The organism is Paenibacillus sp. FSL F4-0122 (genome assembly GCF_038002845.1).
Classification (GTDB): domain Bacteria; phylum Bacillota; class Bacilli; order Paenibacillales; family Paenibacillaceae; genus Paenibacillus_AQ; species Paenibacillus_AQ odorifer.
Map to the genome: position 1 here is coordinate 2,958,705 of NZ_JBBODI010000001.1, position 13,022 is coordinate 2,971,726.

The window sequence follows — 13,022 nt, forward strand, 5'->3', positions numbered from 1 at the left end:
TGGACAAACTCCGGTTGACGGTGGAAGGTAACATAATATATACTGATCCTATATTTCGCGAAGTAACGATGTGTCTTGCGTTGCAGCCGGGGGGATTCTTGGTGAGTGTCGACCTCAAGGAAATAATGCTGTCTGAGTATGATTTCATAAGTGATGAAGATATTGTCGAGGCTTTCCGTGGTGGCGACAGTGGCGCATTAGAACACTTGATTAATAAATACCGTAACTTTGTACGTGCTAAAGCCCGCTCTTATTTCTTGATCGGGGCAGACCGTGAAGATATTGTACAAGAAGGAATGATTGGTCTATACAAGGCTATTCGTGACTTTAAAGGTGACAAGCTCTCTTCATTTAAGGCTTTTGCTGAGCTCTGCATTACACGACAGATTATAACGGCTATTAAGACGGCCACTCGTCAGAAACATATTCCGCTGAACTCTTATGTTTCCTTGGACAAGCCCATTTATGACGAAGATTCTGATAGAACACTTATGGATGTCATTTGTGGAACACAGGTTCTAGATCCAGAAGAGCTAATTATTAATCAAGAAGAATTCATTGGTCTTGAAGATAAGATGGCGGAGATTCTAAGTGACTTGGAGCGCAAGGTTCTGATGTTGTATTTAGACGGAAGATCCTATCAAGAGATTGCTGAAGATCTTAAGCGGCATGTGAAGTCTATTGATAACGCTCTACAACGAGTAAAAAGGAAATTAGAAAGATATCTAGAAGTACGTGACAATTGATGATATAATGAACAAGAGAGGGCTCGGACATCGAGTTCTTTTTTTTAGTCTTTTTGAAATCACTCGGATAGAATTAGGTGCTTGCACCATAAATTTCTATTTGAGCCGATTTTAGTCGTTGCCGTTGAAGGTAGGTTTATACACAGACGGAATACCCCATAATGGTAAGGAAGACAGCGAAGTGTGAGGAAGAGATAGACCCAAAGACAGGGTACGGCCATATGACTACTAAACCCGGAATTACCCAGTGCAGAACGGAATTCTTTCGTTGACACAGACCTTGACATTATGCTAAAGTGTTTTAGGTAGGCCTAAATTCGCGGCTTTTTTTTAGGATCAATATTTGCGTCTTCTAATGTGAATTAGAAGGACGTCTCGGGAGGTGCACATCATGCGGGTAATTATCACTTTGGCTTGTACAAGTTGCAAACAAAGAAACTATGCGACTACCAAAAACAAGCGAAATCACCCCGACCGCATGGAGATGAAGAAATTTTGCAAGTATTGTAACTCGCAAACTCCTCATCGCGAAACCAGATAGTCTGTGGAGGTGTAGTCGGCATGAAACGTAGTTTCAAGTCTATGTTTTCCTTTTTCACTGAGAGCTGGAGTGAACTCAAAAAGGTTCGCTGGCCAAGTCGTAAAGAATTGACCAACTATACATTGATCGTTCTCGGTACGATTGTAGTTGTCGCTATTTACTTCTGGGTTCTGGACATCGGTATTTCCGCTGTGATTGAAGCGATTATTTAGAGAGGTCCCAGGTGGCTTGATATGGAAAAAAGATGGTATGTCGTTCATACCTATTCTGGGTATGAGAATAAGGTCAAAGCCAATTTGGAAAAGCGCGTTGAGTCCATGGGCATGGAAGACAAAATATTCCGCGTTCTTGTTCCTATGGAAGAAGAAATCGTAAACAAAGACGGTAAGAAAAAAACCGTTATGCGTAAAGTTTACCCCGGATATGTTTTGGTGGAAATGGTTCAGACTGATGATTCCTGGTATGTTGTCCGCAATACTCCGGGCGTTACTGGATTTGTTGGTTCGACAGGCTCAGGGTCTAAACCAACAGCTTTGCTTCCGGAAGAGGTAGAACAAATTCTGAAGCATATGGGCATGGTTGAACCTAAAGCGAAGATTGATTTCGAAATCAAGGAATCCGTACGTATTATGGTTGGTCCGTTTGCGAATTTTGTGGGCTCCGTGGAAGAAATTTTGGCTGACAAGAGCAAGATCAAAGTGCATGTTAACATGTTTGGACGGGAAACCCCGCTAGAGTTGGATTTCACTCAAGTGGAGAAAATATAACATAAGCTAGGGTTTCTTGTGGGAGAGCGCTATTGGCGTTCGAAGACCACTATTTTTGCAAGGAGGTGTCACTCATGGCTAAAAAAGTTATTAAAATGGTGAAACTGCAGATTCCTGCAGGGAAAGCGAATCCAGCGCCTCCAGTAGGTCCGGCGTTAGGTCAAGCAGGTGTCAACATCATGGCATTCTGTAAGGAATTTAATGCTCGTACTGCCGACCAGGCTGGCTTGATCATTCCGGTTGAAATTACAGTATTTGAAGACCGTTCCTTTACTTTCATCACTAAAACTCCTCCGGCTGCTGTTCTGCTTCGCATCGCTGCTAAAGTAGAAAAAGGATCCGGCGAACCAAACAAGAAAAAAGTAGCAAAAATCGGCCGCGCTGCGGTACGTGAAATTGCTGAAACAAAAATGCCTGACCTTAACGCTGCAACTGTTGAAGCTGCAATGCGTATGGTTGAAGGTACTGCCCGCAGTATGGGTATCACAATCGAAGACTAGTAGTTTTCGAAGAATCGGTCATTCGTGACCCGCAAGTATGTGGGAGGAATTTCCGCTAACACCACAAAGGAGGAACATTTTCATGGCTAAACATGGTAAGAAATACCAAGAAGCTGCTAAGCTGATCAACAGCGAAGCAACTTACGAGCCTTCAGAAGCTGTAGAGCTTGTGAAAAAGGCAGCGACTGCTAAGTTCGACGAAACCGTTGAAGCAGCAGTTCGTCTGGGTGTAGACCCGCGTAAACAAGACCAAGCAGTTCGTGGTGTTGTTGTCCTGCCTCACGGCACTGGTAAAACACAACGCGTGCTTGTATTTGCAAAAGGTGAAAAAGCGAAAGAGGCAGAAGCTGCTGGCGCTGATTTTGTTGGTGATCAAGACATGATCAACAAAATTCAACAAGGCTGGTTTGAATTTGATGTCTGCGTAGCTACACCTGATATGATGAGTGAAGTCGGTAAACTGGGTCGTCTGCTTGGTGGTAAAGGTCTTATGCCTAACCCTAAAGCTGGCACAGTTACATTCGATGTTTCCAAGGCTGTGCAAGAAATCAAAGCCGGTAAAATCGAATACCGTCTCGACAAAGCAGGTCAAATTCACGCGCCAATCGGTAAAGTGTCCTTTGATGCTGCACAATTGAACGATAACCTTAAAGCTCTTATCGACGCTTTGAACCGTGCGAAACCAGCTGCTGCTAAAGGTGTATACCTTAAAGGCATCTCGATTTCTTCCACAATGGGACCTAGCGCTCGTGTGAACACAACCGTCTTCAGATAATTAAGGGTTGACTCTTTGAGTCAATTTTGATAATCTATAACAGTTGTGAAACTTAAGGTATCAATCTTAACCTTGAATATGCTTACCGTAGACAGTAGGTGCCTTAGTGCTTAATTTCCTACCGAGGTGTTGTGATAGAAACAAGAAGTAACGAGCTTGCTCGTATAACTTTCGTTTTATCAAGCCTTCGTGATTCTGCGGAGGCTTTTCTACTGCCTGCGTAGGAGCGGTGAAGCTTTCCTTGGAAAGAACGCCGACACATAAATTTTCAGGAGGTGTATACATTGGCAAATGCAAAAGTAATTCAAGCAAAACAAGACGCGGTTGACGTCGTTACTGCAAAACTGCAAAACAGTCTTTCGACTGTTGTAGCTGACTACCGTGGATTGAACGTTTCCCAAGTGACTGAACTGCGTAAGCAACTTCGTGAAGCTGGCGTTGAGTTTCAAGTCCTGAAGAACACATTGCTACGTCGCGCAACTGCTGCGGCTGAGTTGAGTGAATTGGATGAAGTTTTGACTGGTCCAACAGCTATCGCATTCAGCACAACTGATGCAGTAGCACCAGCTAAAATTTTGAACGATTTCGCCAAGAAAAACGACGCTTTGAAATTGAAAGGCGGCGTAGTTGAAGGTCGTGTCATTGACGCGGAACAACTGAAAGCACTGGCTGAGCTTCCATCCCGCGATGGTTTGCTGTCCATGCTGCTTAGCGTACTTCAAGCTCCAATGCGCAACTTCGCGCTTGCAGTTAAAGCTGTTGCTGAAAAAGAAGAACAAAGCGCGTAAGCCTTTGACTCTTGCAGCATAATCAATACCACAAATAAATTTAAATATAAAATGGAGGTTCAATCATGAGTAAAGAAGCAATCTTGGAAGCAATTAAAGGCATGAGCGTATTGGAACTGAACGACCTGGTTAAAGCAATTGAAGAAGAATTCGGCGTAACTGCAGCAGCTCCAGTAGCAGCTGGCGGTGCGGTAGCAGCAGTAGCTGAAGAGCAATCCGAATTTGACGTAATTTTGACAGGCGCTGGCGCTTCCAAAATCAACGTTATCAAAATCGTTCGCGAAATCACTGGTCTTGGCTTGAAAGAAGCTAAAGATCTTGTAGACAACGCACCAAAAGCAATCAAAGAAAAAGTAAGCAAAGACGAAGCCGAAGCTACTAAAGCAAAATTGGAAGAAGCAGGCGCAGCTGTAGAAGTGAAGTAATTCCTTCTATTACTGAAAACCCCTTGAACTTGTTCAAGGGGTTTGTTTTATAAATAGAGTTAGTAGGGCGTATATACCAACTGCTAACATAATAGGAAAGGGAGGAAAGAGATGTCGCAACATTATTATTCGCAGCAGCCGGAAGTACGTCATGACAGACGTAGCATTGATACCGTACTAAGAGGCAAAAGCTTTCGTTTTACGAGCGATGCTGGTGTATTCTCTAAAGGAGACATCGATTACGGTAGCCGAGTTCTTATTGAAGCTATGATAATTCCGGACGGTTCAGCGGTGCTTGATGTAGGTTGTGGTTATGGGCCGATTGGCATAAGTGCAGCATACCTAGCTCCCAAAGGACATGTGACCATGATTGATATTAACAGTCGTGCGGTAGAACTGGCGCGTGAGAATGCTCAGCACAATGGAATCCGGAATGTTACGATAATGGAAAGCGATGTGCTCGGCGCATTGAATGAGCAGCAGAAGTTCGATGTGATTCTAACTAATCCTCCGATTCGTGCAGGAAAAGCTGTAGTGCATAAGATTTTTGAAGATGCTTATGAACATTTAAATGAGGGTGGCTATCTGTGGATTGTAATTCAGAAGAAGCAGGGCGCTCCATCAGCAGTGGCAAAACTAGAAAGCTTGTTCTCAATGGTGGAAGAAGTGGGGAAAGACAAAGGCTATCGTATTATTAAAGCGCAAAAATAAAATACAATAGGTTATTGACATGTGATAGTGATAATGGTATTATTATAAAATGTCAGTATTAAGATAGGCTCCATGTCTTTAGTTTGCTGAAATGTCAAGCAATATATTGTCGCCCGGCTAGCGCATGCCGCACGGCAAGTTTTTGCGAGTTGGTTGTCTATGCTCTAACGCAGCGAATGCTACGTGGTAATAGATAATAGCGCATAAACTATTGCTTGGTGACGTATAATATGTACGTTTTGGGCAAATCTACTTGATAAGGAGTATTTTGGTCATGGATAAATGCGCTCTTTTTTCGAAGATTTCGATAAGGGCTTTTCTTTTATTTATGACTGAATCCTTGTAGTATGGTTCCATTATACGGTTCCAAACAAGGGTTCGCAATCAATTTTTAAGTGAGTAGACATGAGGGGTGAGTAAAGTTGGCAGGACATCTTGTTCAGTATGGTCGACGCACTCGGCGGAGCTATGCGAGAATTAACGAGGTACTCGAGGTCCCGAACCTGATCGAGATCCAACAAAAATCTTATGATTGGTTTTTGGAGGAAGGATTGCGGGAAATGTTTCAGGACATCTCGCCGATCCAGGATTTCACAGGTAATTTGGTACTAGAGTTCATTGATTACAGCCTGGGTGAACCGAAATATACGGTTGACGACGCTAAAGAGCGGGACGTAACGTATGCGGCTCCTCTGCGTGTAAAGGTGCGGCTCATTAATAAAGAGACCGGTGAGGTTAAAGAGCAGGAAGTGTTCATGGGAGATTTCCCGCTGATGACGGAGACCGGCACTTTTATTATTAATGGTGCGGAACGGGTTATTGTCAGCCAGTTGGTTCGCTCTCCAAGCGTCTATTTCAGCACAAAAGTGGATAAGAACGGCAAAAAAACCTACACCGCCACAGTAATCCCAAACCGCGGAGCCTGGTTGGAACTTGAAACCGACGCTAAGGACATTATGTATGTTCGTATCGATCGGACTCGTAAAATTCCTGTTACCGTACTTTTGCGTGCTCTCGGTTTCGGTAGTGATGCCGAAATTCTGGAATTGCTTGGCAATGATGAATATATTCGCAATACGCTGGATAAAGACAACACGGACTCCACGGAGAAGGCGCTTATTGAGATTTATGAGCGTTTGCGTCCGGGCGAACCGCCGACACTAGACAATGCCAAAAGTTTGCTGGTTGCGCGTTTCTTTGATCCAAAACGCTACGACCTAGCTAATGTAGGCCGTTACAAAATCAATAAAAAGCTACACATTAAGAACCGTCTTTTCAATCAACGTCTTGCTCAGCCTTTGGTTGACGACTCTACTGGAGAAATCCTGGCAGAATCCGGCCAAATGGTCGATCGTAGACTGCTTGATGAATTGATTCCATATTTCGAAAAGAATGTTGCCTTTAAAAACTACCGTGTTACTGGTGGAGTTATGGACAGCGAAGATATTCCTCTTCAAACAATTGACGTATTCTCGCCAATTGAAGAAGGCCGGGTTATTAAGCTGATCGCTAACGGCAATATCGACAAATCTGTTAAGCATATTACTCAAGCTGATATTATATCCTCAATCAGCTACTTTATTAATTTGCTTCACGGAATTGGCAATACCGATGATATTGACCACTTGGGTAACCGTCGTCTGCGTTCTGTAGGTGAACTCTTGCAGAATCAGTTCCGTATCGGTTTGTCCCGGATGGAACGTGTTGTACGTGAAAGAATGTCGATTCAGGATGCTAATGCGATTACGCCTCAGGCTCTGATCAATATTCGTCCGGTCATCGCGTCTATTAAAGAGTTCTTCGGTAGCTCCCAGCTGTCTCAATTTATGGATCAGACGAACCCGCTTGCGGAACTTACGCATAAACGTCGTCTGTCCGCCCTCGGACCTGGTGGTTTGACACGTGAACGCGCGGGCTTTGAAGTTCGTGACGTCCATCACAGTCACTACGGTCGGATGTGTCCAATTGAAACGCCGGAAGGTCCAAACATCGGGTTGATCAACTCCTTGTCTACCTTTGCCCGCATCAATGAATACGGCTTTATTGAAGCTCCGTATCGTTGGGTGGATCCGAAGACTGGTAAGGTGACTGAGCAAATTGACTATCTGACTGCTGATGAGGAAGATAATTATGTAGTTGCTCAGGCTAACGTGTTGATCGAAGAAGATGGCACCTTTAAAGAAGACATGGTAATCGTTCGTTACAACAAAGACTCAGACAACATTACAACGATGCCAAGTAATCGTGTCGATTACATGGACGTTTCGCCTAAACAGGTTGTATCTGTCGCTACGGCGCTCATTCCGTTCCTTGAGAACGATGACTCCAACCGCGCACTGATGGGATCTAACATGCAACGTCAAGCTGTTCCGCTTCTAATTCCAAAAGCTCCGCTGGTCGGAACAGGGATGGAACATAAATCCGCTAAGGATTCTGGCGTATGTATCGTTTCCAAGTATGACGGTATTATCGAACGTTCTTCAGCTAATGAAATTTGGCTGCGTCGCGTTGAGACTGTCGAAGGCAAGGAAGTTAAAGGCGATATCGTTAAATATAAATTACACAAATTTATGCGTTCTAACCAAGGTACCTGTATTAACCAACGTCCTCTAGCTAAAAGAGGGGACATTGTTAAGAAGGGTGATATCCTGGCAGACGGTCCTTCCACAGAAATGGGCGAACTTGCTCTTGGCCGTAACGTAGTCGTTGCGTTCATGACTTGGGAAGGTTACAACTACGAGGATGCGATCCTGTTAAGTGAAAAGCTGGTTAAGGAAGATGTATATACTTCGATTCATATCGAAGAATACGAATCTGAAGCTCGCGACACTAAATTGGGACCTGAAGAAATTACGCGCGATATTCCGAACGTCGGCGAAGAAGCTCTGCGCAATCTTGATGAGCGCGGAATCATCCGCATCGGTGCGGAAATCAGCGCTGGTGACATTCTGGTGGGTAAGGTTACTCCTAAGGGTGTAACTGAACTGACAGCAGAAGAACGTCTCCTGCACGCTATCTTTGGTGAGAAAGCTCGTGAAGTACGGGATACCTCTTTACGCGTTCCTCATGGTAGTGATGGTATTATCGTGGACGTTAAAGTCTTTACACGTGAGAACGGGGATGAGCTGCCTCCTGGTGTAAATCAATTGGTTCGTGTCTACATCGCTCAGAAACGTAAGATCTCTGAGGGTGACAAGATGGCCGGACGTCACGGTAACAAGGGTGTCGTTGCCCGTATCCTGCCAGAAGAAGATATGCCGTTCCTTCCGGACGGTACGCCAGTACAGGTTGTTCTTAACCCTCTGGGCGTTCCTTCTCGTATGAACATCGGACAGGTGCTTGAGGTCCATATTGGTATGGCCGCATTGCGTCTGGGAATTCACATTGCAACGCCGGTATTTGACGGAGCGCGTGAGTACGACGTGTTTGATACGATGGAAGAAGCAGGTATGCAGCGTAATGGTAAAACTGTACTGTATGATGGCCGTACAGGTGAACGCTTCGAACGTGAAGTTACTGTTGGTGTCATGCACATGATCAAACTGGCGCACATGGTTGATGATAAGATTCACGCCCGTTCAACAGGACCTTACTCGCTAGTTACGCAACAACCATTGGGTGGTAAAGCTCAATTTGGTGGACAGCGTTTCGGGGAGATGGAAGTGTGGGCGCTTGAAGCTTACGGTGCTGCATATACATTGCAAGAAATTTTGACCGTGAAATCCGATGACGTGGTTGGTCGCGTGAAGACGTACGAATCCATTGTCAAAGGTGAAAATGTACCGGAACCAGGTGTTCCTGAGTCGTTCAAGGTATTGATCAAAGAACTGCAGTCCCTGGGTATGGATGTTAAGATTCTTAGCGGTGACGAGCAGGAAATTGAAATGAGAGAATTGGACGATGAGGACGAGACGTCAGGCGACAAACTAAGCCTCAATTTAGAAGGTTCAGAAGTCGGAGTAGAATAATCAAGCTGGAGCTTAAAAGTTCCATTTTATAAAGGACCGCACGCCCTCTTTTGATGTAACAGTCAGAAGAGGGCAAAGCGGTACTAAATCAGGATTAGGTTAAGGAGGGTTGCTCCTTGTTGGACGTTAACAATTTTGAATTTATGAAAATCGGACTCGCTTCTCCGGAGAAGATTCGTTCATGGTCCCGCGGAGAAGTTAAGAAACCGGAAACCATTAACTATCGTACATTGAAACCGGAAAAAGAGGGTCTTTTCTGTGAGCGTATCTTTGGACCACAAAAAGACTGGGAATGTCATTGCGGTAAATACAAACGTGTCCGTTATAAGGGCGTAGTCTGCGACCGTTGTGGCGTTGAGGTTACCCGTGCTAAAGTTCGTCGTGAACGTATGGGTCACATTGAATTGGCTGCTCCGGTATCTCATATCTGGTATTTCAAAGGTATCCCAAGCCGCATGGGGCTTGCACTAGATATGTCTCCAAGATCACTTGAAGAAATTATCTATTTCGCATCTTATGTTGTAACGGATCCAGGTGAAACTCCACTGGAAAAGAAACAACTTCTGTCCGAAAAAGAATATCGTAGCTACCGTGAAAAATACGGTTACGGTTTCCAAGCCGGCATGGGTGCTGAAGCTGTTAAAAAGCTTCTTCAAGATATCGACATTGATAAAGAGCTGGAATTCCTCAAAGAAGAACTGCGTACGGCCCAAGGCCAACGCCGTAACCGGGCGATCAAACGTCTGGAAGTCATTGAAGCATTCCGTAACTCCGGCAACAAGCCTGATTGGATGATCATGGATGTTCTTCCGGTTATTCCTCCGGAGCTTCGTCCGATGGTTCAGTTGGATGGTGGCCGTTTTGCTACGTCTGATTTGAATGATCTCTATCGCCGTGTTATTAACCGGAACAACCGTCTGAAAAGACTGCTTGATCTCGGTGCTCCTGACATTATCGTGCAGAACGAAAAACGGATGCTCCAGGAAGCTGTCGATGCTCTCATCGATAACGGCCGTCGGGGACGTCCGGTAACCGGTCCTGGTAACCGTCCGCTTAAATCGCTCAGCCATATGCTGAAAGGTAAACAAGGACGTTTCCGCCAGAACTTGCTCGGTAAACGGGTTGACTACTCTGGACGTTCCGTTATCGTAGTAGGACCGTACCTTAAGATGTATCAGTGCGGACTTCCTAAGAAAATGGCGTTAGAATTGTTCAAGCCTTTTGTTATGAAAGAATTGGTCAATAAGGGTCTTGCCCACAACATAAAGAGCGCGAAACGTAAAGTTGAACGCGTAAGTCCTGAAGTTTGGGATGTACTCGAAGAAGTAATTAGAGAACACCCAGTACTTCTAAACCGCGCACCAACACTTCACCGTCTCGGTATTCAAGCATTTGAACCGATCTTGGTGGAAGGTCACGCTATTCGTCTTCACCCACTCGTATGTACGGCGTACAATGCCGACTTTGACGGTGACCAAATGGCGGTGCACGTTCCTCTGTCTGCAGAAGCTCAAGCGGAAGCACGCATTCTTATGCTTGCATCTGGTAATATCTTGAACCCTAAAGACGGTAAGCCAGTTGTAACACCTTCCCAGGATATGGTCCTTGGTACTTTCTACTTGACCATGGATAACAAGGAAGAAAAGGGTAGTGGTATGATTCTGCGTACCGTTAACGAAGCTGTATCAGCTTACCAACGCGGAACTGCAGGACTTCATGCTCGTGTTGCTATTCCGGCTAAAGCACTTGGCAAAACATGCTTTACGGAAGAACAACAAAATGCAATGTTGATTACTACGGTCGGTAAGATCATTTTTAATGAAATCTACCCAAGTAGTTTCCCTTATATCAACGAAGCAACCAAAACTAACTTGCTGCACGGCACACCAGAGAAATACTTTATCTACGAAAAAGGCGCGAACATTCGCGAGCTGATTGAATCCGCTCCAGAAGCCAGTGCTGTAGGTAAAGAATATCTGGGTCTGATTATTGCTCGTTGTTTTGAAACTTATCACACAACCAAAACTTCTATGATTTTGGATAAAATTAAACAACTCGGATTCACTTACTCCACACGTTCTGGTGTTACAGTTGCCGTGTCGGACGTTATTGTCCCTGAGGAGAAAGTTACCATCCTGAAAGAGTCTGAAGCTAAGGTTGATGTGGTTGCTAACCAATATCGCCGTGGTTTGATCACCAATGACGAACGGTATGACCGTGTTATTGAGATCTGGTCGAAGACTAAGGATGATCTTACGAACATCCTGCTTAAGTCGATGGACCGTTTCAACTCTATCATGCTCATGGTTGACTCTAAAGCGCGTGGTAACAAATCGCAGATCACTCAGCTGGGTGGTATGCGTGGTCTGATGGCAACACCTTCAGGTCGGATTTTTGAATTGCCAATCAAGGCGAACTTCCGTGAAGGTCTTACCGTCTTGGAGTACTTTATCTCCACTCACGGAGCGCGTAAAGGTCTTGCCGATACCGCACTTCGTACCGCTGACTCAGGGTATCTGACTCGTCGTCTTGTTGACGTTGCCCAGGACGTTATTGTCCGTGAAGAAGATTGTGGAACCGATAAAGGCTTCACAGTTAGTCGTATTCAGGATGGTAAAGAAGTTATCGAAGATCTGTATGACCGTATTGAAGGTCGTTACTGCTTCGAAACTGTTCGTCACCCAGAAACAGGCGAAATCATTGTTCACCGCAATGATTTGATTGACTCCGATAAAGCGGAGGCAATTGTAAACGCAGGTGTAACTAAGCTGCAAATTCGTTCTGTACTGAGCTGCCGTGCCCGTCATGGTGTTTGTAAGAAATGTTACGGACGTAACTTGGCAACTGGTAAACACGTTGAGATTGGTGAAGCAGTTGGTATTATTGCCGCACAATCTATCGGTGAACCAGGAACCCAGCTTACAATGCGTACGTTCCATACCGGCGGTGTTGCCGGTGATGACATCACTCAAGGTTTGCCGCGTATTCAGGAGTTGTTTGAAGCTCGTAACCCTAAAGGTCAAGCTACAATCAGTGAGATCGATGGCGTAATCAAGGAAATCCGTGAAACCAAAGACCGTCGCGAAATCGAGGTTCAAGGTGAAGCAGAATCCAAGACTTATTCCATTACTTATGGTTCACGTCTACGTGTTAGCGAAGGCCAAGAAATCGAAGCCGGCGATGAGCTGACAGACGGTTCGATTGACCCTAAAGAAATGCTGCGTATCAAAGGGATCCGTGGGGTACAAAACTACATTCTGCAAGAAGTACAGCGTGTATACCGTAACCAAGGCGTTGAGATCAATGATAAGCACATTGAAGTTATGATCAAGCAAATGCTTCGGAAGATCCGTATCATTGACGCAGGTGACACAAGTCTGTTGCCAGGTGCATTTGCGGATATTCATGAGTACGAAGGTGCTAACAAGGAAGCTATCTTGTCTGGTAAAGAGCCTGCTGTTGCTAAACCAGTCTTGCTCGGTATTACCAAGGCGTCTCTTGAAACTGATTCCTTCTTGTCAGCTGCATCATTCCAAGAAACTACTCGTGTCCTAACAGACGCTGCTATCAAAGGTAAAGTAGATAAGTTGCTTGGACTTAAAGAAAATGTTATTATCGGTAAGTTGATTCCTGCAGGTACTGGGATGAACCGTTACCGTAACGTTAAGCTAAGTGATCCAAATGCAGAAAGCGAACTTGAATCTTTAGAGACGGTTCCTGCTGAATAAATTAGCAATCATGGTAGTGTGCTCATGTCATACCTACTCATAGGTGTGGCATGAGTGTTCTGCTGTGTATAAT

The 13,022-nt window shown here is 44.8% G+C and carries 11 protein-coding genes and 1 other annotated feature; all 11 genes read left to right on the forward strand.

The annotated features are described in order from the left end of the window. The first annotated feature begins 101 nt into the window (after positions 1–101). The 11 genes from sigH (at position 102) to rpoC (ending at position 12,949) form a co-directional block, all read left to right on the forward strand. Complete coding sequence (sigH, locus tag MHH49_RS12585; protein ID WP_036680496.1) at positions 102–746, forward strand: RNA polymerase sporulation sigma factor SigH; 645 nt, start codon at positions 102–104, stop codon at positions 744–746. Between the two features lie 391 nt (positions 747–1,137). Then, complete coding sequence (gene rpmG, locus MHH49_RS12590) at positions 1,138–1,287, forward strand: 50S ribosomal protein L33 (RefSeq protein ID WP_076099620.1); 150 nt, start codon at positions 1,138–1,140, stop codon at positions 1,285–1,287. A 20-nt stretch (positions 1,288–1,307) separates the two neighbouring features. After that, positions 1,308–1,499, forward strand: coding sequence for a preprotein translocase subunit SecE (gene secE, locus MHH49_RS12595; protein WP_036680497.1), 192 nt, complete (start codon positions 1,308–1,310; stop codon positions 1,497–1,499). A gap of 21 nt (positions 1,500–1,520) precedes the next feature. Continuing rightward, on the forward strand, positions 1,521–2,054 hold the full coding sequence (gene nusG, locus MHH49_RS12600; protein WP_036680499.1) for a transcription termination/antitermination protein NusG: 534 nt from the start codon (positions 1,521–1,523) through the stop codon (positions 2,052–2,054). A 74-nt stretch (positions 2,055–2,128) separates the two neighbouring features. Then, complete coding sequence (rplK, locus tag MHH49_RS12605) at positions 2,129–2,554, forward strand: 50S ribosomal protein L11 (RefSeq protein WP_036680502.1); 426 nt, start codon at positions 2,129–2,131, stop codon at positions 2,552–2,554. Between the two features lie 82 nt (positions 2,555–2,636). After that, positions 2,637–3,329: a 50S ribosomal protein L1 gene (gene rplA / locus MHH49_RS12610; RefSeq protein WP_036680504.1), complete on the forward strand. Its 693-nt coding sequence runs from the start codon at positions 2,637–2,639 to the stop codon at positions 3,327–3,329. Positions 3,330–3,396: 67 nt separating this feature from the next. Further along, positions 3,397–3,549, forward strand: a sequence feature (ribosomal protein L10 leader region). A 64-nt stretch (positions 3,550–3,613) separates the two neighbouring features. Further along, positions 3,614–4,117: a 50S ribosomal protein L10 gene (gene rplJ, locus MHH49_RS12615; RefSeq protein WP_076099619.1), complete on the forward strand. Its 504-nt coding sequence runs from the start codon at positions 3,614–3,616 to the stop codon at positions 4,115–4,117. A gap of 65 nt (positions 4,118–4,182) precedes the next feature. Continuing rightward, positions 4,183–4,542, forward strand: a complete 360-nt coding sequence (gene rplL / locus MHH49_RS12620; RefSeq protein WP_036680508.1) for a 50S ribosomal protein L7/L12 — start codon at positions 4,183–4,185, stop codon at positions 4,540–4,542. Positions 4,543–4,653: 111 nt separating this feature from the next. After that, positions 4,654–5,253 (forward strand): class I SAM-dependent methyltransferase, encoded by a 600-nt coding sequence (locus MHH49_RS12625; RefSeq protein ID WP_038573463.1) that lies wholly within the window; start codon positions 4,654–4,656, stop codon positions 5,251–5,253. A gap of 422 nt (positions 5,254–5,675) precedes the next feature. Further along, positions 5,676–9,221 (forward strand): DNA-directed RNA polymerase subunit beta, encoded by a 3,546-nt coding sequence (gene rpoB / locus MHH49_RS12630; protein WP_038573461.1) that lies wholly within the window; start codon positions 5,676–5,678, stop codon positions 9,219–9,221. Between the two features lie 116 nt (positions 9,222–9,337). Beyond that, positions 9,338–12,949 carry a DNA-directed RNA polymerase subunit beta' gene (gene rpoC, locus MHH49_RS12635; protein ID WP_076130019.1) on the forward strand — a complete coding sequence of 1,204 codons (3,612 nt, stop codon included), beginning with the start codon at positions 9,338–9,340 and terminating at the stop codon, positions 12,947–12,949. Positions 12,950–13,022 lie beyond the last annotated feature (73 nt).

Coding starts and splice junctions, on each gene's coding strand:
- rpmG (WP_076099620.1), top strand. CDS start 1,138: ATGCGGGTAATTATCACTTTGGCTTGTACAAGTTGCAAACAAAGAAAC.
- secE (WP_036680497.1), top strand. CDS start 1,308: ATGAAACGTAGTTTCAAGTCTATGTTTTCCTTTTTCACTGAGAGCTGG.
- nusG (WP_036680499.1), top strand. CDS start 1,521: ATGGAAAAAAGATGGTATGTCGTTCATACCTATTCTGGGTATGAGAAT.
- rplK (WP_036680502.1), top strand. CDS start 2,129: ATGGCTAAAAAAGTTATTAAAATGGTGAAACTGCAGATTCCTGCAGGG.
- rplA (WP_036680504.1), top strand. CDS start 2,637: ATGGCTAAACATGGTAAGAAATACCAAGAAGCTGCTAAGCTGATCAAC.
- rplL (WP_036680508.1), top strand. CDS start 4,183: ATGAGTAAAGAAGCAATCTTGGAAGCAATTAAAGGCATGAGCGTATTG.
- MHH49_RS12625 (WP_038573463.1), top strand. CDS start 4,654: ATGTCGCAACATTATTATTCGCAGCAGCCGGAAGTACGTCATGACAGA.